Below are 25,507 nucleotides of genomic sequence, written 5' to 3'. Positions count from 1 at the left end.
CGTTGGTCGGGTGCCCACCGAATCAAGAGTGCCTCGTGCCAAAGACCTTCCATCGAACCGACCGTGTTTCCGCCCAGATCCGCCGCGAACTGGGGACGCTCGTGCACAACGCCGTGCGTGTACACGGCCTGCCTTCGGTGAGCGTCTCCGACGTGGAAATCACCCGTGACATGGCGCATGCCAAGATCTTCGTCACCGCGCTGATGCCCGAACGTTCGGTAGAAGCCATGAAAGGCCTGAAGGAACTGGCCTGGGAGCTGCGGATGGAGCTGGCGCGTGCGATGAAGCTGCGCCACGTGCCCGAGCTGCACTTCCACTACGATGATTCGGTGGATCGCGGCGAGCGCATCGACAACATCCTGCGCGATCTGCCCGATACGCTGGCGGCAGAAAAAAGTCGGCAGGGCGATGACGGCGGCGAAGATGACGTCGACGAAGGCGAAGACGCCGACGAAGGCGACAAGAAAGCCTGATGGACCAACAGCCCGAAAGGGCTGTTGTCTTATGGGGTGGGGCCTGTCGCAGTGCGACCGCTCCGCCGGAGGCCGGATTGACCGGCAGCGCCACACGGCGCCGTTTTGAATTGAATGCATGGCACCCCGAATTTCATTCCGCCGCCTGGATGGCATCCTGCTGCTCGACAAGCCGACCGGCATGAGCTCCAACGCGGCCCTGCAGGTGGCTCGCCGCTTGTACCGCGCCGAGAAGGGCGGCCACACCGGCAGCCTGGATCCGCTGGCCACCGGGCTGCTGCCACTGTGCTTCGGTGAGGCCACCAAGATTGCCGGCCTGTTGCTCGGCTCCGCCAAGGCCTATGACGCCGAGGTGGTGCTGGGCCAGACCACCGATACCGATGATGCCGATGGCACCGTGCTGCGCGAGCGGCCGGTCCCGGCCATCAGTGCGGCCGAGCTCGAGGCGGCGCTGGCACCGCTGCGCGGTCGCATCCGCCAGCGCGCCCCGATCTACTCCGCGCTCAAGCAGGGCGGCGAGCCGCTGTACCTGAAGGCCCGCCGTGGCGAGGCGATCGAAGCGCCGGAGCGCGATGTGGAGGTCCACGCCCTGGAGGTGCTGGACCAGCAGCCGACCCGGCTGTCGCTGCGGGTGACCTGCGGTTCAGGCACGTACATCCGCAGCCTGGCCCGCGACCTTGGTGAGACGCTGGGCTGCGGCGCCCATATCGCCGGCCTGCGTCGGCTGTGGGTGGATCCCTTCCGTGAGGCGCCGATGGTCACCCTGGACACCCTGCGCGCCTTGGCCGAGCAGGGCGATGAGGCCGGCATGGAGGCCCTGTTACTGCCGCTGGACGCGGGTCTGGCCCATTACCCGCGGGTCACGCTGGACGACGAGCAGGCCCGTCGGTTCCGGGTGGGGCAGCGCATCCGCGACGCCAGCTGGCCGCAGGGTGGGGTGGTGGTCTTCGGCCCGGCCGAGGCGATCCAGGGCCTGGGCCAGGTTGACGAGACCGGTCTGCTGGCCCCGCAGCGCCTGTTCAACCTCTGAGCGAGCGGGCCGGACGCCACCCCGGTCCTTGTTCCGGACGCCCGCGGACGTTACAATTCCGCGGCCTTTTCAGGCTTCCCGCGTTCTGCGGGTTCATCCTTTCGTTAACGGCGAGTCGCGCGGTACGTCAATGGGACGTTTCTGCGGGCCACGCATCCAAGAGAAAACAGATATGTCGATCGACACCCAGAAAGTCATTGAAGACAACAAGCGCAGCGCGGCTGACACCGGCTCCCCGGAAGTCCAGGTCGCTCTGCTGACCGCCCGCATCGAACTGCTGACCGGCCACTTCAAGACCCACAAGAAGGATCACCACAGCCGTCGTGGTCTGCTGCAGATGGTCAACCGCCGCCGCAGCCTGCTCGACTACCTGAAGAAGAAAGACGCTCCGCGTTACAAGGCCCTGATCGAAAAGCTCGGCCTGCGTCGCTAAGCACGAACCCCCACCGCGGCGCAGGAATGCGCCGCGGTTTTGTTTTGGCAGTACAGCATCAAACGTATGGGCCGGACAACCGGTCACCCGTCGGCGGCAAGGGTCGCCAGCGGTCCATTGAAGAAAGCATCATCCAAGGAAACCCCCGTGGCAAAAATCACCAAAACCTTCCAGTACGGCAAGCACACCGTCACGCTTGAAACCGGCGAAATCGCCCGTCAGGCCGGCGGTGCCGTCATCGTCAAGTTCGACGACACCGTGCTGCTGGTCTCCGCCGTTGCCGCCAAGAGCGCGCGTGAGGGCCAGGACTTCTTCCCCCTGACCTGCGACTATCAGGAGAAGTTCTACGCAGGTGGCCGTATCCCGGGCGGTTTCTTCAAGCGCGAAGGCCGCGCGACCGAAAAAGAGACGCTGATTTCGCGCCTGATCGATCGCCCGATCCGTCCGCTGTTCCCGGAAGACTACAAGAACGAAGTTCAGATCATCGCTACCGTGATGTCGCTGAACCCGGACATCGACGGCGACATCGCCGCGCTGATCGGCGCCTCGGCTGCGCTGTCGCTGGCCGGTACCCCGTTCAAGGGTCCGATCGCCGCCGCCAAGGTGGGTTACAAGAACGGTGAGTACATCCTCAACCCGACCGTGACCGAACTGAAGGATTCGGAGCTGGAACTGGTTGTCGCCGGTACCGCCAACGCCGTGCTGATGGTGGAATCCGAAGCCGCGCTGCTGTCCGAAGACGTGATGCTGGGCGCTGTGACCTTCGGTCACCGCGAAATGCAGAAGGTCATCAACGCGATCAACGAGCTGACCGTGGAAGCCGGCACCAAGCCGTCGACCTGGGAAGCCCCGGCCAAGAACGACGTGCTGATCAGCGCCCTGCAGGAAGCCATCGGCCCGCGTCTGGGCGAAGCCTTCCAGGTGCGCGACAAGCTGCAGCGCCGTGACGCCATCTCGGCGATCAAGAAGGACGTGGTCGAGTCGCTGGCTGGCCGTGTGGCCGCCGAAGGCTGGAACCCGGCCGAGCTGTCGAAGGAATTCGGCGAGCTGGAATACAGCACCATGCGCAACTCGGTGCTCGACACCAAGGTCCGCATCGACGGCCGTGCGCTGGACACCGTCCGCCCGATCTCGGTGAAGACCGGCATCCTGCCGCGTACCCACGGCTCCTCGCTGTTCACCCGCGGTGAAACGCAGGCCATCGTGACCATCACCCTGGGCACCGCCCGTGATGGCCAGGTCATCGATGCCGTCGCCGGTGAGTACAAGGAAAACTTCCTCTTCCATTACAACTTCCCCCCCTACTCGGTGGGTGAGACCGGCCGCATGATGGGCCCGAAGCGTCGCGAAATCGGCCACGGCCGTCTCGCCAAGCGCGGCGTGCTGGCAGTGATGCCGTCGCTGGAAGCCTTCCCGTACACCATCCGCGTGGTCTCGGAAATCACCGAATCCAACGGCTCCTCGTCGATGGCCTCGGTCTGCGGTTCCTCGCTGGCCCTGATGGACGCCGGCGTGCCGGTGAAGTCGCCGGTGGCCGGTATCGCCATGGGTCTGGTCAAGGAAGGCGAGCGCTTCGTCGTCCTGTCCGACATCCTGGGTGACGAAGATCACCTGGGCGACATGGACTTCAAGGTCGCCGGTACCGCTGAGGGCATCTCCGCCCTGCAGATGGACATCAAGATCGAAGGCATCACCGAAGAGATCATGAAGCAGGCACTGCAGCAGGCCAAGGCTGGCCGTCTGCACATCCTGGGTGAAATGGCCCACGGCCTGACCGCCCCGCGCGAAGAGCTGTCGGACTACGCGCCGCGCCTGCTGACCATCAAGATCCACCCGGACAAGATCCGCGAAGTGATCGGCAAGGGTGGTTCCACCATCCAGGCCATCACCAAGGAAACCGGCACCCAGATCGACATCCAGGATGACGGCACCATCGTCATCGCGTCGGTCAACGCCATCGCTGCGCAGGCTGCCAAGGCCCGCATCGAGCAGATCACCTCGGACGTCGAGCCGGGCCGCATCTACGAAGGCAAGGTCGCCAAGATCATGGACTTCGGTGCGTTCGTCACGATCCTGCCGGGCAAGGACGGTCTGGTCCACGTGTCGCAGATCTCCAGCGATCGCGTCGAGAAGGTCGGCGATGTGCTGAAGGAAGGCGATGTGGTCAAGGTCAAGGTGCTGGAAGTCGACAAGCAGGGCCGTATCCGCCTGTCGATGAAGGCCGTCGAAGAAGGCGAGGGCGCCCCCGCCGCCGAGTAATCGGCCGGGCCGATCTCGCGGTAGGTGAGGACCGTCGGTCCTCACGCTTCCCGGTCGGTAGGTGAGGACCGTTGGTCCTCACGCTTCCCGGTCGGTAGGCGAGGACCGTTGGTCCTCACGCTTTCGCAGACAAGAAAAAGCGGGCTTCGGCCCGCTTTTTTTGTGCCCGCATGTTCAACCAACAGCGCCGGTTCGCGGTGGAGTGCCATGCCATGCCACGCATGGCTGCCGTTGGGTGGGGGCGCATTACGCCAGATAGCGAGATACCTCGATCAGATTCCGGTCCGGATCGCGGAAATACACCGACAGGATCGGTCCGGTGGCACCCGTCCGCTGGACCGGTCCTTCTTCGACGGTCACGCCCTGCGCCTGCAGGTGCGCCAGGATCTCGTCCATCGTCGCGTAGGTGATCAGGCACAGGTCCGCCGAGCCGGGCGTGGGGCGCTCGGCCTTTGGCTCGAACTCGCGCCCTTGTGCATGCAGGTTGATCTTCTGCAGCCCGAAGCGCAGCGCCTTGCGCCCCTCGCCGAAGGTATCCACCTCCATGCCCAGCACGCGGTGGTAGAACTCACAGGTCGCGGCGACATCCGCCACGGTCAGGACCAGGTGGTCCAATCGGTCGATATGCAGGTCGGTCATCGGTGTCACGCAGCAGGCAGTCACTATCGCTGAACTGTAAAACCGATGACGCAAGGCGGGGGTGAACACCTGTCGCCGTCAGGCAGGCGCGCATGCAGGCATGCAGGCATACATGCGGGCGGGCGGGCCGCGCGGCAGAGCGGGACAGACCGCGCGGTCGTCCGCTGCGGGCGGCGACTTCGAGTGACGCGTCCGTGGCGTGTACCGGGTGTTGCCGTACGGCCTGTGGACAGCCGCCAGGCCTGCGTGGGTCAGCCGTCAGTGTCCGCTGGACGGATTCGCAGGACATCACCGCGCAAAGCGCCCACGCACCACAGCACGCTGCTAACGTGGCTTCGCCTTCGCCCCGGGAGATCCCATGTTCCGTCCAACCGTCGCTGTCCTGGCCGTTCTGATCGCCAGCGTGATGCCGCAGGCCGCCTCCGCCATGGAGTCGTTGCCCAAGGTGATCGGCGCGTACTACCCGGGGGGTTCGGCGGACCGCTACCCGGTGGAGACCATTCCGGCCGATACGCTCACCCATCTGTTCTATGCGTTCGCCACCATCGACCAAGGTCAATGCGCGGTCGCGCCGCAGGCCGATGCGCATTTCAGGGCACTGGCCGCGCTCAAGCGTGCGCATCCGACGCTGCACACCCTGATCTCGATCGGCGGCTGGAACGCGGGCGGGTTCTCCGATGCGGCGCTGACCGCGGAAAGCCGCGAACGCTTCGCGGCCTCCTGCGTGGCGATGTTCTTCGAGCGCCATCGCGGCAGCTTCGATGGCGTGGACATCGACTGGGAGTTCCCGGTATATGGCGGCCCGACCCAGATCACCGACCGCCCGGAAGATCGCCGCAACATGACCCTGCTGGTGCGCGAGTTCCGCCGCCAGCTCGATGCGCTGGACAAGAAAGACGGCCAGCACCGGCTGGTCACCGCCGCGCTGCCTGCCGGCCGCGTGCAGACCGATGGCCCGTATGATCCGGCCCGCAGCTACGAACTCAAGGAGCTCGGCCGCGCGCTCGATTTCATCAACTTGATGAGCTACGACATGGGCACCGGCTTCTCGGCGGTGTCCACCTTCAACGCGCCGCTGCATGAGGTGCCGGAAGATCCGCTGGCGCCGGAATTGAAACGCTGGAACAGCGTGGCCGGGGCGGTGGCCTACTACGAGCAGCACGGTGTGCCGAAAGACAAGCTGGTGCTCGGCGTGCCGTTCTACGGCCGTGGCTTCCAGCTGGAGGGCGATGCCAACCAGGGCCTCTACCAGCACTACAGCGCGCCGCATCCGGCCGGCGACTGGCGGCAGATCCAGGCCAGCATGCTCGGCCAGCCCGGCTGGGAGCGGCACTGGCACCCGGTCGCGCAGACGCCGTGGTTGTACAACGCCACCGGGAAGGTCTTCGTCAGCTATGAGGATCCCACCTCGATCGGTCTGCGCGCCACCTTCGCCAAGGACAGCGGTCTGCGCGGCGTCTTCATGTGGGAGCTGACCGGTGACGACGCGCAGGGCAGCCTGCTCAAGGCCATGGTGGCGCCGTTCCGGGAACCTGCGAAGTAAGCGCGCCGAAGGCCGCCGCCACGCACGCGGCGTGCCCTATGCTTGCCGCCATGGAGACCGTCCGCCTGCTGGATCTGCACATCGACCGCCCTGCCCAGCAGGTGCGGCGAGGAGATCAGGTATTGCCGGTCGGCGGGTTGAGTTGGCGGCTGCTGGACTGCCTGCTGGCCCACGGCAACGCCGTCGTCGATTTCGACACGCTCGCCGATCAGGTCTGGGCACCGGCGGTGGTCGGCGAGGATGCGATCAGCCAGCGGGTGAAGCTGCTCCGGCAGGCGCTGGGCGATGACGGCCGTCGGCCGCGCTACATCCGCTCGGTTCGTGGCCGTGGCTACCAGTTGTGCGCCTCGCCGCAGCCGGTGATGCGTGATGCCGTTGCCAGCGCCGGCACGGAGGGCGCTCCCGTCGCACCCGGCGTGCGCGCACCCGCACGGTGGGTCTGGCTGGCTGGGGTAACGGTCGCCGCTGCTGCCGTCGTGTTCGCCTTGGTACGTCCCGCCAGCGCACCGGCGTCGCCAGCGGAGGCGGTGCTGCAGCGCGCCGCCTATTACGCGGGCATCGGCCAGGCCAGCAACAACGAACGGGCGATCGCGTTGTACCGCCAGGCGCTGCAGATCGACCCTGAATCGCTAAGCGCACGGCGTGGACTCGCCCGAGCGCTGGCGGCCGATGCCTGCTTGTTCAACGGCGCGCGCGAGCGTGCGCAGGAGGCGCTGGTGTTGAGCAGCCAGCTGGTGCTCAAGGCGCCGGAAGATGCCGCCGGCTGGGCCGCACGCGGCTATGCCCACGACTGCCTCGGCGCGATGTCGCACGCCATGGCGGACTACCGGCAGGCACTGCGGCGCGACCCGGGTGACGAGCGCACGCGCGCATCGCTGGCCTATCTGCAGCAGGAAAAAGGCGACCTCGCGCAGGCCTTGCAGGACAACCTGTCACTGCGCGCGCCCGAGCGGGTTCGCTTCCGCGACGTACAGGTCGCACGCGAGCTGGAGCTGTTGGGGTTCACCGATGCGGCCGCTCGCCGGCACGCGCACAACTTCCAGCTCTATCCGGACAATGTGTTCGCCAACATCGCCTGGCCGCACAGCCTGTTGGCAATGGGGGAGTCGGCAAAAGCACAGCAGGCGCTGGATCAGGCACTGGCTCGCGGGACGCCACATCCGCAGTTGCTGCGCCTGCAGGGCGAGATGCTGCTGTTGAGCGGGAATCGGAAGGGCGCCGCCGAAGCCTTCGAGCAGAGCCGGGTATTGCGCCCGCAGCAGTCGATGGGGCAGACCCTGGCCGGCCTCTATGGCGATCCGGCGCCTGCCCCGACCTGGATCGCCGAGCGCCTGCAGATGCTGGAAGGGCAAGGCGATGATGGCTGGTCCGACACCGCACTGGAGCGTGCGATGGTGCTGCAGGCCCAGGGCGATGAGGCCGCTGCGCTGGTGGCCCTGCATCACGCGGTGAACGCCGGCTTCCGCGATGCGGCGTGGCTGCGCGCCACTCCCTTGTTTGCGCCGCTGCACGGTACGGCCGGCTGGCAGGGACTGCTCGACACGATCGAGACGGACGTATCTGCCCAGCGCGCCCGGGTGTTGGCCGCTCCATGGCGGCCAACAGACCTCGACGGCCTCAGCGCAGCGCTGGCAGCAGGAACTCGGTAAGGATGCGGCGCGACTGCGGGTGGGCGTAGCTGCGGTTGTAGGCCTGGCTGGTGATCACCGCGACCAGCTTCTTGCCGGGTATCACGAACACGTAGTTGCCGCCGTTGCCGGACATCGTCCACACGGTGCTGTCGTGCCCGTCGACCGGAAGCTTCAGCCCCCACCATTGATAGCCGTAGTCGCTACCATCACCGGCGGTGGCCTGCGCGCTGAGCATCGCCCGCACATAGCGGGTCGGGATCAATTGTTTGCCTTGCCAGCGTCCCTCGGCCAGCACCAGTTCGCCCAACCGTGCCAGGTCCCGGCTGCGGTAACGCGTCCCACCGCCGCCCATGCCGATGCCTTCCGGTGAGCGGTTCCACGTGCTCGTGGTGATGCCCAGCGGGCGCTCCAGCACCTGCGCGGCGTAGTCGGCCAAGGGCCGCTTCGTGGCCTGTTCCAGTACTGCGCCGAGCACGAAGGAATTGGCCGTGCAGTAGGCATGCGCGCGGCCGTGCGGGCTGTCTTCCGGTCGCGTCATCCACGGTGCGAAACCCTTGACCGGCAGCGACAGCGCGAAGTCCAGCCAGTGCTCGGTCACGTACATGCGCTCTTCATTGCCGGCCGAGAACGCATTCTCGTCATCGCACTCCCACAGCGTGCTCATGGTGAGCAGGTCTTCCACCGTCATCGCGCGCAGCCGGGGATCGACGGGATGGCCAGCGGTGAACGCGGGGAAGTAGTCGTACACACGGGCCTGTACGCCGGGCAGGGACCCGTCGCCGATGGCCGCGCCGACCAGCATCGCGGTCACGCTCTTGCTGGCCGAGCGCACGTCATTGAGGGTCTCCGCCGTGCCGCCGTTGAAGTAGCCCTCGTACGCCACCTGGCCGTCCACCTGCAGCAGCACGCTGGTGATCTGTTTGATGTCCTGGTTGGCGATCGCCGACTCCAGTGCGGTGATCCGGGCGTTGTCCAGCACCGCGGGTGCGGCGGAAGCAACCAGTGGCAGGGCGGCCGCCAGGGCGAAGACCAGGGCGGCAAGTCGGTGTCGGTAGGGGTGCATGAGCAAGGCTCCTCGAGATGAGGGCCGACTACGCCATGACGCGGTCTGAAGTGCTGGAAAGGCGTCTGAAGAATTCTGAAAGCCCGCCGCAGCAGGCCCCCAGGGTCATCAGCGCGGTGCACTCCAGACGCTGTTCGGATCGCCATGCCTCGCCCGGCGCAGGCTCGCACGCGCCAGGGTGGCAAAACCAAAGGCCAGTGCCAGCGCCACCGCGTCCACCCAGAACAGCGGCCAGTAGCCCCGTGCCGCGCTCGCCCATGGCCAGTAGCCGGTCAGGCCGCCGTGCACCACCGCCACCAGTGCGGTGCTGATGGCGGCCGCCCAGAGCAGCTCACGGGCCGCCTGGTCGGGGCGACGCAGCGCCGCCCACAGGGCGCAGACGCCCCAGGTGACGAAACAGATCCAGCGGATGCCGTGGTCCACCGCCTGCGGCGCGACCTGCTCCAGGATCTGTGCACCGACGAAGCTGGCCGAGACTGCCACGCACAACCCGATGCATACCCCCACCGTGGCCCGGGCCATATTGATCTGCGCGCGCCCCTGTTCCACCTGGCGCCGCTTGCGACGCGATTCGATCCACAGCAGGTTGCCCGAGTAGAACAGGAAGGCGCCGCCCAGGCCGAGCAGGAAGTACAACCACACCACCACGCCATTGCCGAATTCACCGAAGTGCAGCGCGTAGGCCGCACTGAGGGTGGCGTGGTTGGCATCGCGCTGGCCGGGCAGCTGGCTGCTCAGCAGGCGGCCGGTGGCCGCATCCAGGCCGACCGCGCCGAGCGGCCCCAGGGTGCCCCCGGAACCGCCGGTGATCTCGATCGTCGCGTTGGCATCGCCGGCATGGGCGAGTTTCAGGAAGGCTGGTTCGAAATCGGCCACGCCCTGTGCGCGCGCCACCTCGATGGCGCGTGCATGCAGCATACGCAGGTGGGTGTCATCGCCGGGCTGGCCGCTGGGCTCGCGTACCGGGGCGGTGTCCATCGCCGCCGGCACAGCCTGCAGCAGCTTGCCGTCGAAGATCAGCGGATTGAGCGCCGCCATCTGCAGGAAGATCAGGCAGAGCAGCGCGCCGGTGACCGCGAACATCAGATGGAAGGGCAGGCTGAGCACGCCGATCACGTTGTGCGCGTCCTGCCACATCTGCTTGAGGTTGCGGCCCGGGCGCAGTGCGAACAGATCGCCCAGCAGTCTGGGCAGGTGGATGACCAGGCCGCTGAGCAGGGCCACGCCATACAGCAGGCTGACGATGCCCATCAGGTAGGTGCCCGCGACCGGCAGGCCCAGGCTGTAATGCAGCTCGTTGACCAGCTCGGCCAGTCCGGTCTGTGGCGGGGTCACGCTGCCGTCGTAATGGTCCAGCCAGGCGTACAGCCAGGTGCCCTTGGCATCCTGCCAATACGCGATCGGCTGTGGATGATCCGCCCCCGGGAAGGTCATGCCCACATGGGCGCGTGCGGCCGGATGGCGCTCGAGCACTCCCTCGAGCAGGCGCTGCGCGTCGTCCAGGCTCGCGGCCGGGGTATCCACCGCATGCGGCGTCTGCCACAGCGGCAGATCGTGGTGGAACAGGGTCAGCGCACCGGCGTAGAACGCCACGAACAGGGCGAAACCGGCGACCAGGCCGACCCACGTATGCAGCGTGGTGAAGGTGCGCAGGGTCTGGGAACTGAACTTCATCGTATCGCTCTCATTGCACCGCGCCGGTCAGGCGCAGCAGCCACAACAGGCCGAATCCGGCCAGGGCGGTCGAGCTCATCACGGCCCACGCCCGCAGCCCGGTGCGGAAGCTGAAGGCCCAGATCGCCGCCAGCATCCACAGCGGAATGAAGGCGATCAGGCTGGGCACCAGCGCGCTCTGCCACGGCCCCGGCGGCAGCCAGGCGACCAGGCCGGTGGCCGCGGCCGCGACGAAGAATCCCGCCAGGAGGCCGGCGCCCGCGCGGACCCACATCAGCGCATCACCTGTGCCGGACGATGCCACGCGGCCAGCAGCGGCAGCAGGACTGCCACCAGCATCCAGCTGCACAGCATCACCACCACGCCGGTGGCGATGCCCAGGTTGGCGATCCACAGCCACAGCGCCGCCACCGCAGCCACCAGACTGATCTGCCGGCCAAGGCGGCCGGCACGGCGCAGGCGCGGCCAGCGGCAGTGCGGTGAGGCGGCATACAGCGCCAGCGCCGAGAACGCGGAGCCGGCCAGCGCCAGGCTGCAGAAGCCAAGCGAGGTCAGGGCGACGGTAATCATCGGGCGGCTGCCGGCATGGGCGACAGAGCGCGGCAGGCCGGGAAGGAAGCGGGGCAGGGCATGGGGGAATCCAATCGGCAATCCTGTCCTGGGCAGGACAGTAATCCGCGCATGGTAATCATTGCGGTTTGTGGGCGCCACATGGGCGCATTCAGGCGGTCCCGTTGCCTGACCACCGCCGGAGCGGCGCATTCATCGGCGGATTGGTTTAAGATCAGGGCATCTCTATCGAGGCAACAAGGTGGCCCGCGCCCTGCGCCGGTCTAGCGTGTGACATGAGCACTACCACCGCCCACCGCTGAACGCCCCCGACGGCCCCTGACGCAGGCGCCTTCGTGGCGCTTTTTTTATTGCCTCGCCCCCGGATTCTCCAGGCCCCCTGCGGGCCACCAGACCAAAGCACTCTCATGATCGCGATCACGCTCCCCGACGGCAGCCGCCGTGAATTCGAACATCCCGTCAGTGTCATGGACGTCGCCCAGTCGATCGGCGCCGGCCTGGCCAAGGCCACCATCGCCGGTTCGGTGGATGGCGTGCTGGTCGATGCCAGTGACGTCATCGACCACGATGCCAGCCTGCGCATCATCACCGCCAAGGACGAGGAGGGCGTCGAGATCATCCGCCACTCCGCCGCCCATCTGGTCGGTCATGCGGTCAAGCAGCTGTACCCGGACGTCAAGATGGTGATCGGCCCGGTCATCGCCGAAGGCTTCTACTACGACATCTACTCCGAGCGTCCGTTCACGCCCGAGGACATGGCCGCCATCGAAAAGCGCATGGGCGAGCTGATCGCGCAGGACTACGACGTCATCAAGAAGGTCACCCCACGTGCGGAGGTCATCGAGATCTTCAAGGCGCGTGGCGAAGACTACAAGCTGCGCCTGATCGACGACATGTCGCCGGAGATCCAGGCGATGGGCATGTACTACCACCAGGAATACGTGGACATGTGCCGCGGCCCGCACGTGCCCAACACGCGCTTCCTGAAGGCCTTCAAGCTGACCCGCATTTCCGGCGCCTATTGGCGCGGCGACGCGCAGAACGAGCAGCTGCAGCGCGTCTACGGCACCGCCTGGGCCGACAAGAAGCAGCTCGATGCGTACATCAAGCGCATCGAAGAGGCGGAGATGCGCGACCACCGTCGCATCGGCAAGCAGCAGGACCTGTTCCACCTGCAGGAAGAGGCCCCGGGCCTGGTGTTCTGGCACCCCAAGGGCTGGGCGCTGTGGCAGGTGGTCGAGCAGTACATGCGCAAGGTGTACCGCAATACCGGCTACGGCGAAGTGCGCTGCCCGCAGATCCTGGACGTGTCGCTGTGGCAGAAGTCCGGCCATTGGGACAACTACCAGGACGCGATGTTCTTCACCGAGTCGGAGAAGCGTACCTACGCGCTCAAGCCGATGAACTGCCCGGGCCACGTGCAGGTGTTCAACCAGGGGCTGCACAGCTACCGCGATCTGCCGATCCGCTACGGTGAGTTTGGTGCCTGCCACCGCAACGAGCCCTCCGGCGCGCTGCACGGCATCCTGCGCGTGCGTGGCTTTACCCAGGACGACGGCCACGTGTTCTGCACCGAAGACCAGGTCGAGGCGGAAGTGACCGCGTTCCACCAGCAGGCGCTGGCGGTGTACCAGCACTTCGGCTTCGAGGAGATCCAGGTCAAGATCGCGCTGCGCCCCGAATCGCGCCTGGGCGATGACAGCACGTGGGACAAGGCGGAGGGCGCATTGCGCTCGGCCCTGTCCAGCTGCGGGGTGGAATGGCAGGAGCTGCCGGGCGAGGGCGCCTTCTACGGCCCGAAGATCGAGTACCACCTCAAGGATGCCATCGGCCGTACCTGGCAGCTGGGCACGATGCAGGTCGACTTCATGATGCCTGGCCGCCTTGGCGCCGAGTATGTGGACGAAAACAGCCAGAAGAAGCATCCGGTCATGCTGCACCGCGCAATCGTCGGTTCCATGGAGCGTTTCCTGGGCATCCTGATCGAGCACCATGCCGGCCAGTTCCCGGCCTGGCTGGCTCCGACCCAGGTGGTGGTGGCCAATATCACCGATGCGCAGGCTGAATACGTCAGCGAAGTACGGAAAACCCTTGCAGATCAAGGCTTCCGCGTGAACGCCGATTTGCGCAACGAGAAGATCGGATATAAGATTCGCGAGCATACGCTGCAGCGGGTCCCGTACCTGCTGGTGGTTGGCGACCGTGAGAAGGAAAATGGCGCCGTGGCCGTGCGTACGCGCTCTGGCGAAGATCTGGGCAGCATGTCCGTCCAGGCCTTCATCGAGCGGTTGCAGGCAGAACAGTCCGTGTAAGAAAGTCCCGGCCCTGCGGATGCTCCGCGATGGGCCGGTTTGATTCCTCTGGGAGATTGCAATATCAGTACCCCTGACAACAAACAGAACCGCAAGAATCAGGAAATCCGGGTGCCGCGCGTCCGCGTGATCGGCAGCGACGGAGAAATGATTGGTGTGTTGACGCGTGACGAAGCGCTGTCGATGGCCGAAGACGAAGGTCTGGACCTGGTCGAGATTCAGCCGCAGGCTGATCCGCCGGTGTGCAAGATCATGGACTTCGGCAAGTTCAAGTTCGAAGCGCAGAAGAAGGCCAACGAGGCCAAGAAGAAGACCAAGCAGGTCGAGATCAAGGAAGTGAAGTTCCGCCCGGTCACCGATGAAGGTGATTACCAGATCAAGCTGCGCAAGATGCGCGGTTTCCTGGAAGAGGGCGACAAGATCAAGGTCAACATCCGCTTCCGTGGCCGTGAAATGAGCCATCAGGAACTGGGTCGCGAGATGGCCAGCCGGATCGAAGGTGATCTGGGCGAGGACATCGTGATCGAGTCCCGTCCGCGCCTTGAAGGCCGGCAGATGGTGATGATGATCGCGCCCAAGAAGAAGTAACCGCCCACCGGGGGGGTAGAGCCGACCGTTGGTCGGCTGCACACCCCACCGTGGCGATGGGTAGAGCCGACCGTTGGTCGGCTGCACCGAGCGGTCGCTCGGCTTCCCCGCTTCGCGCACCACACGGCGGGCGCCCACCGGCGCCTTCTGCCGTTTCCCGCGTGCGCGGCCTGGCATGACGCCGGCCCTCGCGGCCGTTCCGTTCAGGTTCGTCCGCCCCGCGGTAAACATTCGCCCAATCAACAGTTTGCAACCTCCCGTGTTCACGGGCATAATGGGCGGCCCCGTTTTGCGGAGGTGCTGTTTTGAACGGTTTCCCGCCCCATAAAGGCACGCTGTTTCAACGGCAAACAGGACCGGCCTGGTTCCCATAGGGGATCCCGGGCTTACAAGCAGGCAAGGGCACGGACGGAAAGTGTGGCAATGCCACCGCCCTGGTCAGTGACAAAACATCATCAAGGACATAGCAATGCCCAAGATCAAGACCAACCGGGCGGCGGCCAAGCGCTTCCGCAAGACCGCGTCCGGCAAGTTCAAGGCTGGCCACGCCAACCGTAGCCACATCCTCACGAAGAAGTCGACCAAGCGGAAGCGCAATCTGCGTCAGACGAACCATGTTCGTGCAGAAGACGCAGGCCGTTTGAACCGTATGCTTCCCTACCTCTGAGGACTGACCCATGGCACGAGTAAAGCGTGGCGTACAGGCGCGTCGCCGCCACAAGAAAATTCTGACCCTGGCGAAGGGTTACTACAACGCTCGCCGCAAGGTCTTCCGCGTTGCCAAGCAGGCCGTGATCAAGGCACAGCAGTACGCCTACATCGGTCGTAAGCAGAAGAAGCGTAATTTCCGTTCGCTGTGGATCACCCGCATCAATGCGGCTGCCCGCATCAACGGCCTGAGCTACAGCCGTTTCATGAACGGCCTGCTCAAGTCCGGCATCACCCTGGACCGTAAGGTTCTGGCTGACATCGCCGTGCACGACGCAGCTGGTTTTGCTGCACTGGCCGAAAAGGCCAAGGGCGCACTGGCGGCATAAGTCCATTCCCCTGCCGTTGCCGTTCACGCGCAACGGCTGTGGGTAAGGCAAATGCATGGGGAAGGGCGCAAGTCCTTCCCCATTCTTTTTTGTGTTGGCGGTGGCCCTTCCGGTGCCATCGATCGACAGCGGTGGCGACGGGGGTCGGCCCGACGCGCATCGCGATGGCATACCGACGCGAGGCTCCGGCTATCCATGAGTGACATCCAATCCCTGACCACGCAGGCACTGGCCGACGTGGCCGCTGCCCAGAGCCCCGATGCGCTGGAAGCCCTGCGCGTGGCCCTGCTGGGCAAGAACGGCAGCATCACCGCCCAGCTCAAGCAGCTCGGTGGCCTGCCGGCCGAAGAGCGCAAAGCCGCCGGCGAAGCCATCAACCGTGCCCGTGACGCGCTGACCAGCGCGCTGGGTGATCGCAAGACCGTGCTGGAAGACGCTGCGCTGGACGCGCGCCTGGCCGCTGAAGCGATCGACATCACCTTGCCGGGCCGTCGCGAAGAGCGCGGTGGCCTGCATCCGGTGACCCGTACCCTGGAGCGCATCACCGAGATCTTCGGCCGGCTCGGTTACGAGCTCTCCGAAGGTCCGGAAATCGAAGATGACTGGCACAACTTCGAAGCGCTGAACTTCCCGCCGCACCACCCGGCGCGCGCGATGCACGACACCTTCTATTTCGGCGACGGCCGCCTGCTGCGCACGCATACCTCCGGTGTGCAGGTGCGCTACATGGGCGAGCACGCACCGCCGCTGCGCATGATCGCCGCTGGCAAGGTGTACCGCAGCGACAGCGACCAGACCCATTCGCCGATGTTCCACCAGGTGGAAGGTCTGCTGGTCGATGAGCACTCCACGTTTGCCGATCTCAAGGGCACGCTGTCCGAGTTCGTGCGCGCGTTCTTCGAGCGCGATTTCGAGATGCGTTTCCGTCCCAGCTACTTCCCCTTCGTGGAACCGGGCGCGGAAGTGGACATTGCCTGGCAGCAGCCCGATGGCAGCACCCGCTGGCTGGAAGTGCTCGGCTGCGGCATGGTCCACCCGAACGTGCTGCGCAGCGTTGGCATCGATCCGGAGCGCTACACCGGCTTCGCCTTCGGCCTGGGCGTGGAGCGCTTTGCGATGCTGCGTTACGGCGTCAACGACCTGCGCGCATTCTTCGAAAACGACGTGCGGTTCCTGAAGCAGTTCGCGTAAGCGCGTCAGCGTAGCGCCGGGCCATGCCCGGCTGGACAGGATTGAAGACCATCACGGCCCAGGCGCCTGCGCCGGGCCCACCAGGGTGACACCATGAAATTCTCTGAAAACTGGCTGCGCAGCCACGTCCCGACCACCGTTTCGCGCGATGAACTCAGCGCGGTGCTGACCGCGATCGGTCTGGAAGTGGAAGAGGTCGATGCGCTGGGCGATGGCCTGCAGCATGTGGTCGTGGCGAAGATCATTTCCGCCGAACGCCATCCCGAAGCCGACCGCCTGCAGATCTGCCAGGTCGATGCGGGGCAGGGCGAGCACCTGCAGATCGTCTGTGGCGCGCCGAACGCGCGCCCGGGTCTGGTCGCGCCGCTGGCGATGGTCGGCGCGCAGATCGGCGATCTGAAGATCAAGCCGGCCAAGCTGCGTGGCGTGGACTCCAACGGCATGCTGTGCTCGGCCAAGGAGCTGGGCCTGGACACCGATGCCTCGGGCCTGTTCGAACTGCCGGACGATGCGCCGGTCGGCCAGACCCTGATCGAGTACCTCGGCCTGCCCGACGCCAGCATCGAGATCAAGCTGACCCCCAACCGCGCCGATTGCTTCAGCATCCGCGGCATCGCCTTCGACGTGGCCGCCGCATGCGCCAGTGAAGTGGTGCCGTTCGATGCTGCGCCGGTCGCCGCCGTGGGCACGCGTGAGCTGACGATCCAGCTGGACGCCGGCGCCGAGGCTCCGCGTTACGTGGGCCGCGTGATCGAGGGCGTCAACGCCCGCGCCGCCACCCCGTTGTGGATGGCCGAGCGCCTGCGCCGCAGTGGCGTGCGCCCGGTCTCGCTGCTGGTGGACGTCACCCAGTACGTGATGCTGGAACTCGGCCAGCCGATGCATGCCTTCGATCTGGGCACCCTGCAGGGCCGCATCGGCGTGCGCCGGTCGCGTACGGGTGAAACCCTGAAACTGCTCGACGGCCGCGACGCCGCGCTGGACGACAGCTTCCTGCTCGTCACCGATGCCGACCGCCCGATCGCGCTGGCCGGCCTGATGGGCGGCTTCGATACGCGCGTCACCGACGACACCACGAACGTCTTCCTGGAGGCCGCGCACTTCGCGCCCGCCGCGATCATGGGCCGTGGCCGCAAGCTGGGCCTGCACACCGATGCCGGCCACCGCTTCGAGCGCGGCGTCGACCCGGCGCTGCCGCGCACGGCGATCGAGTACGCCACCCGCCTGATCCTGGATCTGGCCGGCGGCACCCCGGCGCCGGTCACCGAGGCGCGCGCCGCGCAGGACAGCGCCAGTGCCGCGGGAGGCAGGATGCCGGGAGCGGCTGAGACCGACCTGCCCGCGACCGCCACCATCGGCCTGCGCCGCGCCCGTATCGCGCGCGTGCTGGGCATCCAGATCGCCGATGCCGATGTGGAGCGCATCCTGCGCGCGCTGGGCATGGACGTGACCGCGACCGCCGATGGTTGGCAGGTCACCGCGCCGAGCCGCCGCTTCGACATCGCCATCGAAGAAGACCTGATCGAAGAGCTGGCCCGGATCCACGGGTACGAGCAGATTCCGACCACGCTGCCGGGCGGTGCCTCGCGCGTGGCGATGCCGACCGAGACCCGTCTGGACGACCTGAGCGTCCGTCGCCAGCTGGTCGCTCGTGACCTGCAGGAAACCATCAACTACGCCTTCGTCGATGCCGCGCTGCTTGCACAGTGGCAGCTGGGCGAGGGCCTGGTCGCGCTGGCCAACCCGCTCTCCGCAGAACTGGCGGTGATGCGCCCGTCGCTGCTGCCGGGTCTGGTCGCCACCCTGGGCCGCAACGCCGCCCGCCAGCTGGGCCGCGTGCGCCTGTTCGAACTGGGTCGCGTGTTCCATCAGCAGGCCGGCGAGGGCCAGCCTGCCCCGCTGGAGACCCAGCGCGTGGCCGCTGCGATCTGTGGCGATGCCGACACCCAGCAGTGGGGTCTGCCGACCCGCAAGGTCGATTTCCACGACCTCAAGGGCGACCTGGAATCGCTGGCCGCGGCCAGTGGCGCCGCGCTGGTGTTCACGCCGTCGCAGCGTCCGTATGGCCACCCCGCACGGTCGGCCGAGGTCTCCCGTGACGGCGTCAGCCTGGGCTGGATCGGCCAGATCCACCCGCGCCTGGCCAAGGCCATGGACATCGACGTGGACGTGTTCGCCTTCGAGTTGGACCTGGCGCCGTTGGCCGCCCGCGCGCTGCCCCGCGCGACCGAGCTGTCGCGCTTCCCGTCAATGCGCCGCGATCTGGCGTTCCTGGTGCCCGAGGCCGCGGCCTGGGCCGACCTGGAGGCGACCCTGCGCCGGGCCGTCGGCCCGCTGCTGCGGGAGGTCACCCTGTTCGACCGGTACGTCGGCCAGGGGGTCGAGCCGGGGTTCAAGAGTCTCGCTATGGGCTTGATTTTGCAGGACAAGTCGCGCACTCTGACGGACCGCGACGTGGATGCGGTGGTGGCCGAGGCGGTCTCTGCCATGGAGCGTGAACATCACGCCCGGATCCGCGGTTGAGCGGGAAGCATGGGGGATAGCAGGCAATGGCATTGACCAAGGCGGAGATGGCCGAGAAGCTGTTCGACGAAGTCGGTCTGAACAAGCGCGAAGCCAAGGAATTTGTCGACGCGTTCTTCGATGTGCTGCGTGAAGCATTGGAACAGGGACGTCAGGTGAAGCTGTCCGGCTTCGGGAATTTCGACCTGCGGCGCAAGAACCAGCGCCCGGGTCGCAACCCCAAGACCGGTGAGGAAATTCCGATTTCCGCCCGTACGGTGGTCACCTTCCGTCCGGGCCAGAAGCTCAAGGAAAGGGTAGAGGCATATGCTGGATCCGGGCAGTAACCGAGAACTTCCGCCGATACCGGCCAAGCGCTACTTCACCATCGGTGAGGTCAGCGAACTGTGCGACGTCAAGCCGCACGTGCTGCGTTACTGGGAAACCGAGTTCCCCAGTCTCGAGCCGGCCAAGCGCCGCGGCAATCGCCGCTACTACCAGCGCCACGATGTGCTGATGGTCCGCCAGATCCGCGGCCTGCTGTACGAGCAGGGCTACACGATCGGCGGCGCGCGCCTGCGCCTGGAAGGTGCCGATGCGCGCGAGGAATCGGCGCTGAGCAACCAGATCATCAAGCAGACGCGGATGGAACTGGAAGAAGTGCTTCAATTGCTGCGCCGCTGAACCATTTTTCACCCAAACCCGTTATACTCGTCGGCCCGCTGAGAGGCGGGGACATTGCCAGCATCATCGGGGCGTAGCGCAGCCTGGTAGCGCATCTGCCTGGGGGGCAGAGGGTCGTCGGTTCAAATCCGGCCGTCCCGACCAATGTTGGTGATTCGATCAAAGGCTTGCACCCACCGGTGCGAGCCTTTTTTCGTTCTACACCCTATTCTCACCCTATCGCCACCCTATTGTGGGTATGACGCTCTCCATCAAAGAGGTCTCAATTGTCCGGGCACATGAACAAGGAAGTTTACGAAGCCAGGTACCGCAGCAGCAGTTATCTACAGCTTGTTAGTGACGCAGCTGCGTTTCATTGCTTTTCAGTTGCAGAAGCGCGTGCGCTGCCTGGTTGTCGATTTGCGAAGCAGTCGGTGTTGCTGTCTGCGCTTGCCCTAGAAAGCGCAGCGAACTGCGTCGTTGCCGACATTGGCTTACCCAAGGCGAAGCAGAAGGAGCTGACAGGCCAATCAACCATGCAGAAGTTCAAGCAGGCTCTCGCATTACGCGGGAAGCCTTTCGATGTTGGTCGTGAAGAGGTAAAGCGCGCCGCTGCGCTCGTCCAAGTCAGGAATGATATTGCTCACCCCAAGGCCTTTAAGGATTCGGTCAGCATCGAAATCAAGCGTGAAGGTGAGCGGCGGTTCCTCACCACCGAGCTTGAGCTAAAAGACTCAGGACTGCTGGGAATTCGGCATAAGCCTATGGGGTGGACGAGTGATGCATCGCTGGTCGCGCTGCAGGTGCTGAACGAGTTCTTCGTCTATTTGTTTGACACAGTGCTGGGGCGAAGTGATGAAGATCTCGCTCTAATGTTTAGGTCATACTTCGAAACTGACGAAGGGCACGTGTTCTTTGACAGCGGTGAACTTCCGCGCTTCGAGGATGCTCTACAGAACGGGATTGAACTTTCAGCTTTCCGTAGATTCGCATGATTTGCGGACGGCGAGTTCTAACGTGCATTGCCGCAATGTCGGTGGCCCTCATGAGGCATGATTGCCTTAGCTCTTAGCCTCATCGAATGGCGAGATGCTGTGTTGAGCTGGGCCATGACACGTCATGGCCCTCGAGGTAGACGTCAGTCATCGCCGCGCTGCTGTGCGTCAGTAGGTTCTACACGTCCTGCTTTGCCCAGCCCTGAAGGTTGGTCAGGAGCGCTGCGGATTTCATGGAACGTCACCTCGTTGTCGCCGGTGATACCTGCCTCGTTGCGCGCTTTCAGCAATACGCGCCTCAACTGCTAGGGAATCACCTGTGTGTGATGGATGCGATCTTCGGCGCGTTTGTCGCTGGGGCGAGCCGGGCCGGCAGTCGTTGGACGAAGTAGGGGTGCCCGATCGAATCGCGCGCCCTGGATAGCAGGGCGGCCAGCTCCGCGCTGACCACGATCTTCATCCGGACACCCGTGGTCGTGTCGGTCTTTCCCAGCACCACCCAATCGAAGGGTCACCAAGAGCTGGCCGACACGGGCTTTACCGCCAGCTATGACACCGTGGATTGGTTGGTGCCGCCGGGTGCCTGGTTCTATGACGCGCTACCGGCATTGGATGCGATCAGTCGTCTGGCCGAAGCCAGCGGCGCGGTGGTCCAGTCGGATCCGGCCGAGCCCACCCTGCGGGTGCGTGTGCGTGTGCGGTATCCGGACAGTCCCTGGGACTGGCGCGATCGCACCCCGGAACATGTGCTGCAGGAGGACATCATCACGAATGAAAGCCTCCAGATGCGCAGTGCGCCCCTGTACGACGCGGTCGTCGTCACCGGTGAGCTGGCGGGGAAGGGTGTCACCTGCAAGGTGCGTCGTGCCGGCGAGGCCGGGCAGCTGTTTGCTCAGCAGGTGAGCAGCCCGCTGATCAACACCGCCGCCGCCGGTGCCGAGCGGGGCCGGAACATCCTGGCTGACCGCGGCGAGCAGGCGGCCATCGACTTAGTCGTGCCGTTGTTCACCGCGCCCCTGCGTCCGGGTGAGGTCGGCCGGATCCTGCCGCTCGACCTGGTCGAGGTGGTGGCAGAGGAAGGCACGTGGCACGGCCTGTGTACGGCGGTCCGGACCGAGGCGCGCATCGGCGAGAAGGCCGTCGTGATCGAGCAGACCATCACCCTTGAGAGGCACTACAGCGATGCGGACTGAACTGTGGGATCAATTCGACGGGCTGGTCAGCGCCAGCCCGCGGCTGCTGGCGACGGTCACCGCGCATAACGCGGATGGGACGAGCAGCCTGACGACTTACGACGGGGCGCAGATGCGGGCTATCGGGGTACTGGGTGGATACATCCCCTACAACGTGTGGGTGAGGTCGGGGCGCGTGGTTGAGACCGCTCCAAACTTGGTGTTGATAGAGGTAAGTCTGTAATCCGTTGCTAATGGCGGCCGGCAGGAACAAGATTCATTACTGCATACCTTCGGACCCAAAAAAGAATGCTCCTGACAAAGCTGCCTCAACATACGCCGCACAAGAGTGACGTCTGGGGTCTGGACCCGCTTGAGAGAAGGGCATGCGCCGAGACGCTCACCTCCCTCATTAAGGGGATGACAAAGTCGTACGTGATTGGTCTCTACGGTCATTGGGGCAGCGGTAAGACGGTGTTTCTCCAGCAGCTCGAATTAGAGTTGGAGGCCATCAAGGTGCCTGTTGTTCGCGTTGATGCTTGGAGAAGTGATTTTTTGTCCGATCCACTGGTAGCCCTGGTGGATGCAATCAATAGGCGACAGGCTCAGGAAGCTGCCGTTACTGGGGCTGCCCTTGCACGGTCCGGTGATGAGCTTCTAGAAGCATCTCTGACCATGGCCCTCCCACTTGCTGAAATTGGCAGTGCAGCGTCCGCTGTTGCGACCCCTGGCTGGGCGGCGGCCGGTGCCGCACTCAAGGGGGTGATCACCATGGCAAAGGAAATTGTGACGAAGCGTGTAGAAGCGAGTAACGACCTTCGGGAAGGCATAAAGAAGGCTAGAGACTTCCTGACAAAGAGAGATCGGGAAAGTCCAATGGGCCCAGTCATCAAGCCTTTGGTCGTCATCATTGACGAGCTCGATCGTTGCCGGCCTGACTACGCTGTTCGAATGTTAGAGCGAATCAAGCATTTCTTTGATATTCATGGCGTGGTTTTTGTGATTGCATCGGACGGTAAGAACCTTCCATCAGCTGTCAGGTCTCAGTATGGACCAGGTGTTAACGGCGAAGAGTACCTCAGAAAATTTTTTGACTACGAGTACATGTTGCCGGAGCCCACGGCGCAGCAATTTGTGGCGATTCTCTTTGAGTCATTCGGCTGGCGGAACATCGTTCCGGAGGGAAATATGCTCTATGACCAAGGATTTGGCTCCCGAAATGCGATCGACGAATTCTTGAGCGGAATCAGAGTTCGTGATCGTCGGTTTGATTACTCTGACGCCTTTGGTGCGTTTCCCGAGATGGCCGCTTGGCTGGGTCTAAAGCTTCGTGATCAAGCACAGGCATTCACACTTGTTGACGTTTACCTAAGAACCCGCGGGGAGCAAGAAGTGGCATTCCCGCACCTCGCAGTTTTCCTGGCGTGCCTGCGATTCGGTAGGGAGGAAAAGTATCGTGCAATCATACGAAACCCTGTTGTCGAAAATATCTTGAAGGAGATGGATGAGGGTTGGTCTTCTAATGGGCATGGGGGCGTCGTGCAGAATCTGGTGGCCCTTTTGTCAAGCTGGGGGCCGGAGCAGCAAAGGGATGCTAAAAGAGTGGTGGAGAATGCGATCTCTTATGGGGGGCTCGGAGAGGGAGAAAATCTTCATAACCTTGCTCGTCTGGTGAACTTTAGGCGCTTAGATCTCTCGACTGTCGTAGGGTCGTTTGCGCGGCTCGCCCCCATTTAATGACACTCAGCCAGGGCTGGTGTAGCAAAGCTCTCAGTTCGGACGCCTGGTGCTGAGCTGGGTCCGCTGGCAAGTTTTCATGCCAATGGCTGTAGTCGCAGAAACTGAGACGCCAGTACTTATCCTGCGCCCATGCCATTACCCATCGACTTCCGCTGGCAGAGAGCCGCCGCTACCGCCCCCGAGAAGGACGTGATCGCGTTCGAGGGCGTGTGGGTGGTCCGGCTATACCAAGAACACTGGGGCGGGCCGTACTTCGCCGCCTTGGATCAGCACCTGCCGCGGGAGCAGCAGACCCGCCGGCCATGCAGCACCCACGAGCAGGGCCGGGCCGGGGCTGAGCTTTGGATCGAGCGCCATCAAGCCCGGCTGCGCCTGGAAATCCAGCACCAGCGGCGCCTGATCGCCGCGACGCGTCCCCCAGAGGTTCCGTGAGGGCTCCTGAAAACCCACCTAAGGGGCCTGCGCGGACAATGGTTCCACGGCGCAGCATCCTGAAAACGTTGAGGCCATCAGCCCTTGCAGTACAAGCTCATGGAGGCGAACTTTTAATCTCTCGCTGGTAGTTCCGGCCATCTGCTCCGTGGCTGCCACGTCTACCGTACGTTTCATTGGCGACAGGTTCTTGGCTTTCATCCACCGTCGTGGGGACTTGGACTCCGGCGCACTGCAAAACCTGCCCTTGGCGAGAGGCCTGCGTGGCGAAGACCGTCTGTCTGCAATAGACTCAGCTGATGGATAACCAATGGAAGGGTGGACATGCCTCTGACTGACCCTCAGATTGAACAGTGCCATGACAGGTACCTGCGAGAAGTAGATCGGTACGCCAAGATGGCGGACCTGGTCTACAACCGTTGCATAGACATTGTCCAGAAGAAGCTGACGATTCGCGCGACTGTGCAACGCCGAGTAAAGTCGCCTTCCAGCTTCGTTGAGAAGTTAAGGAGGCCCGATATAAGAGCTAAATTCGACACGGTCGAAGCTGTTTTCGCCGGTGTAAGTGATTTGGCAGCGGTCCGTGTAGCCACCTATCTTGAATCTGATCGAGGCGCTGTTGTCGAGGAGATCGAATCGGCCTTCTTCGGCGCGAATGCAGATGAACCTAAAGTAGAAAAGAAGGACGATCCGCAAAAGAACTACAAGGCCACGCACTGTCAAGTATATCTGGGTGAGGGGGATCTCACCAATGGCAACGAGAATTTGGTGGATACAACTTGTGAGGTTCAAGTTTGTAGCTTGCTTGCTCATGTGTTCAACGAGATTGAGCACGATCTTGTCTATAAGCCGCTGAACGGGACTCTCTCAGATGCCGAAAATGAGCTAATTGATCAGCTCAGTCTAATCACCAGGGCAGGCGACCTAACTATTCGTCGTCTTCTTGCCGAGACTGATGAGCGTCATAAAGACAGTAAAGGTCGCTTCCAAGACGTTTTTGATTTTGTCGCTCGCATGAGGACCCTCCTTGGGAATGAAGTTAGATTTTCAAATAATGCAGGACAGTTGTTTGAGGAACTTCAAGGGCTGAACGTACACTCGCCGGAAGACGTTGATCGAGTGGTTGCCCATTCCGGCTTAACACTTGAACAGGCCTCCAAGAATGAGTTCGATAAGCTCAAAGCCTTTCTAGATGGAAATGACAGAGGCATTGCTCTAGAAGAGGGGACGTCCGACGTTCTTTTGGCCGGAGTCCTTAGGACTCACGCGGACCAAGTGCTTGACAGACACCCAACGGGCCGTGGCAAAGGTCGGCCGATGCGACTAGTGCAAATCGCCAAGGCCTACAAGCAGATGATTGAGCAACCCGCAGTCGCCCCCAATCCAGGCGCGGTAGCAGAAGCTGTCGTTACGGAAAATGGGTGAGAGTCTGTAAAGCCTGACTGTGATCGGCCAAGCAGCGAGTAGCATGCTGCTGATTCTGGATCAGAAGGTGAATGGTGCCCGCCGAGACGTCACCCTATCTGCGTGTAACTCATTGATCGGTATGTGCAGTGATTG

General features: G+C 64.1%; 24 protein-coding genes and 1 tRNA gene. 20 read left to right on the top strand and 5 right to left on the bottom strand.

The window, feature by feature from the left end; genetic code table 11:
• The first annotated feature begins 35 nt into the window (after positions 1 to 35).
• From rbfA to pnp, 4 genes are all read left to right on the top strand, one after another.
• Entirely contained in the window at positions 36 to 473 is a 438-nt protein-coding gene (rbfA, locus tag ABE422_RS07925) for a 30S ribosome-binding factor RbfA (RefSeq protein WP_123730643.1), read from the top strand.
• Positions 474 to 591: 118 nt separating this feature from the next.
• Positions 592 to 1,503 (top strand): tRNA pseudouridine(55) synthase TruB, encoded by a 912-nt coding sequence (gene truB, locus ABE422_RS07920; RefSeq protein ID WP_346482769.1) that lies wholly within the window; start codon positions 592 to 594, stop codon positions 1,501 to 1,503.
• Positions 1,504 to 1,675: 172 nt separating this feature from the next.
• Positions 1,676 to 1,936 (top strand): 30S ribosomal protein S15, encoded by a 261-nt coding sequence (gene rpsO / locus ABE422_RS07915; RefSeq protein WP_038687260.1) that lies wholly within the window; start codon positions 1,676 to 1,678, stop codon positions 1,934 to 1,936.
• A gap of 147 nt (positions 1,937 to 2,083) precedes the next feature.
• Positions 2,084 to 4,195 (top strand): polyribonucleotide nucleotidyltransferase, encoded by a 2,112-nt coding sequence (pnp, locus tag ABE422_RS07910; RefSeq protein WP_121038382.1) that lies wholly within the window; start codon positions 2,084 to 2,086, stop codon positions 4,193 to 4,195.
• 246 nt (positions 4,196 to 4,441) lie between these two features.
• Here pnp and ABE422_RS07905 read toward each other — a convergent pair whose 3' ends face one another.
• Entirely contained in the window at positions 4,442 to 4,825 is a 384-nt protein-coding gene (locus ABE422_RS07905) for a VOC family protein (protein ID WP_313209015.1), read from the bottom strand.
• A gap of 367 nt (positions 4,826 to 5,192) precedes the next feature.
• Between ABE422_RS07905 and ABE422_RS07900 the strand changes: the two genes are divergently transcribed.
• Complete coding sequence (locus ABE422_RS07900) at positions 5,193 to 6,377, top strand: glycoside hydrolase family 18 protein (RefSeq protein WP_346482768.1); 1,185 nt, start codon at positions 5,193 to 5,195, stop codon at positions 6,375 to 6,377.
• Positions 6,378 to 6,427: 50 nt separating this feature from the next.
• Positions 6,428 to 8,026 carry a winged helix-turn-helix domain-containing protein gene (locus ABE422_RS07895; RefSeq protein WP_346482767.1) on the top strand — a complete coding sequence of 533 codons (1,599 nt, stop codon included), beginning with the start codon at positions 6,428 to 6,430 and terminating at the stop codon, positions 8,024 to 8,026.
• Here ABE422_RS07895 and ABE422_RS07890 read toward each other — a convergent pair.
• From ABE422_RS07890 to ABE422_RS07875, 4 genes are all read right to left on the bottom strand, one after another.
• Positions 7,995 to 9,071: a serine hydrolase gene (locus ABE422_RS07890; protein ID WP_346482766.1), complete on the bottom strand. Its 1,077-nt coding sequence runs from the start codon at positions 9,069 to 9,071 to the stop codon at positions 7,995 to 7,997. The two genes, ABE422_RS07895 and ABE422_RS07890, sit on opposite strands and share 32 nt — an antisense overlap.
• Positions 9,072 to 9,179: 108 nt before the next feature.
• Positions 9,180 to 10,745 carry a PepSY-associated TM helix domain-containing protein gene (locus tag ABE422_RS07885; protein ID WP_346482765.1) on the bottom strand — a complete coding sequence of 522 codons (1,566 nt, stop codon included), beginning with the start codon at positions 10,743 to 10,745 and terminating at the stop codon, positions 9,180 to 9,182.
• A 10-nt stretch (positions 10,746 to 10,755) separates the two neighbouring features.
• A complete protein-coding gene (locus ABE422_RS07880; RefSeq protein WP_313208975.1) occupies positions 10,756 to 11,019 on the bottom strand; it encodes a hypothetical protein in 264 nt (87 codons plus the stop codon).
• Positions 11,019 to 11,315, bottom strand: a complete 297-nt coding sequence (locus tag ABE422_RS07875; RefSeq protein WP_121041160.1) for a hypothetical protein — start codon at positions 11,313 to 11,315, stop codon at positions 11,019 to 11,021. The genes ABE422_RS07880 and ABE422_RS07875 overlap by 1 nt, the downstream gene beginning before the upstream one ends.
• A gap of 407 nt (positions 11,316 to 11,722) precedes the next feature.
• Between ABE422_RS07875 and thrS the strand changes: the two genes are divergently transcribed.
• The 14 genes from thrS to ABE422_RS07805 all read left to right on the top strand — a co-directional run bounded on the left by thrS (position 11,723) and on the right by ABE422_RS07805 (position 25,372).
• Complete coding sequence (gene thrS / locus ABE422_RS07870) at positions 11,723 to 13,627, top strand: threonine--tRNA ligase (RefSeq protein WP_313208976.1); 1,905 nt, start codon at positions 11,723 to 11,725, stop codon at positions 13,625 to 13,627.
• A gap of 48 nt (positions 13,628 to 13,675) precedes the next feature.
• Entirely contained in the window at positions 13,676 to 14,215 is a 540-nt protein-coding gene (gene infC, locus ABE422_RS07865) for a translation initiation factor IF-3 (protein WP_172838068.1), read from the top strand.
• A 469-nt stretch (positions 14,216 to 14,684) separates the two neighbouring features.
• Positions 14,685 to 14,882: a 50S ribosomal protein L35 gene (gene rpmI, locus ABE422_RS07860; RefSeq protein WP_017355265.1), complete on the top strand. Its 198-nt coding sequence runs from the start codon at positions 14,685 to 14,687 to the stop codon at positions 14,880 to 14,882.
• Between the two features lie 10 nt (positions 14,883 to 14,892).
• Positions 14,893 to 15,252 carry a 50S ribosomal protein L20 gene (rplT, locus tag ABE422_RS07855; protein ID WP_017355264.1) on the top strand — a complete coding sequence of 120 codons (360 nt, stop codon included), beginning with the start codon at positions 14,893 to 14,895 and terminating at the stop codon, positions 15,250 to 15,252.
• A 195-nt stretch (positions 15,253 to 15,447) separates the two neighbouring features.
• Entirely contained in the window at positions 15,448 to 16,443 is a 996-nt protein-coding gene (locus ABE422_RS07850; protein ID WP_313208977.1) for a phenylalanine--tRNA ligase subunit alpha, read from the top strand.
• A 93-nt stretch (positions 16,444 to 16,536) separates the two neighbouring features.
• A complete protein-coding gene (pheT, locus tag ABE422_RS07845; RefSeq protein WP_346482764.1) occupies positions 16,537 to 18,966 on the top strand; it encodes a phenylalanine--tRNA ligase subunit beta in 2,430 nt (809 codons plus the stop codon).
• Between the two features lie 26 nt (positions 18,967 to 18,992).
• Complete coding sequence (locus tag ABE422_RS07840) at positions 18,993 to 19,292, top strand: integration host factor subunit alpha (protein WP_005410432.1); 300 nt, start codon at positions 18,993 to 18,995, stop codon at positions 19,290 to 19,292.
• Positions 19,273 to 19,629, top strand: a complete 357-nt coding sequence (locus ABE422_RS07835) for a MerR family transcriptional regulator (protein WP_019182707.1) — start codon at positions 19,273 to 19,275, stop codon at positions 19,627 to 19,629. Before ABE422_RS07840 ends, ABE422_RS07835 begins: the two co-directional genes overlap by 20 nt.
• 67 nt (positions 19,630 to 19,696) lie before the next feature.
• A tRNA-Pro gene (locus tag ABE422_RS07830) sits at positions 19,697 to 19,773 on the top strand.
• A 134-nt stretch (positions 19,774 to 19,907) separates the two neighbouring features.
• Positions 19,908 to 20,603 carry a hypothetical protein gene (locus tag ABE422_RS07825; RefSeq protein ID WP_346482763.1) on the top strand — a complete coding sequence of 232 codons (696 nt, stop codon included), beginning with the start codon at positions 19,908 to 19,910 and terminating at the stop codon, positions 20,601 to 20,603.
• A gap of 470 nt (positions 20,604 to 21,073) precedes the next feature.
• Complete coding sequence (locus ABE422_RS07820; RefSeq protein WP_346482762.1) at positions 21,074 to 21,796, top strand: hypothetical protein; 723 nt, start codon at positions 21,074 to 21,076, stop codon at positions 21,794 to 21,796.
• A 288-nt stretch (positions 21,797 to 22,084) separates the two neighbouring features.
• Positions 22,085 to 23,512 (top strand): P-loop NTPase fold protein, encoded by a 1,428-nt coding sequence (locus tag ABE422_RS07815; RefSeq protein WP_346482761.1) that lies wholly within the window; start codon positions 22,085 to 22,087, stop codon positions 23,510 to 23,512.
• A gap of 192 nt (positions 23,513 to 23,704) precedes the next feature.
• Complete coding sequence (locus ABE422_RS07810) at positions 23,705 to 23,947, top strand: hypothetical protein (protein WP_346482760.1); 243 nt, start codon at positions 23,705 to 23,707, stop codon at positions 23,945 to 23,947.
• 324 nt (positions 23,948 to 24,271) lie between these two features.
• Complete coding sequence (locus tag ABE422_RS07805; protein WP_346482759.1) at positions 24,272 to 25,372, top strand: RelA/SpoT domain-containing protein; 1,101 nt, start codon at positions 24,272 to 24,274, stop codon at positions 25,370 to 25,372.
• Positions 25,373 to 25,507 lie beyond the last annotated feature (135 nt).

This window comes from Stenotrophomonas sp. TWI1151 (assembly GCF_039673135.1).
Classification (GTDB): Bacteria; Pseudomonadota; Gammaproteobacteria; order Xanthomonadales; family Xanthomonadaceae; genus Stenotrophomonas.
The sequence above is the reverse complement of the archived record's forward strand: the minus strand, read 5'-3'. Positions and strand labels throughout refer to the sequence as shown.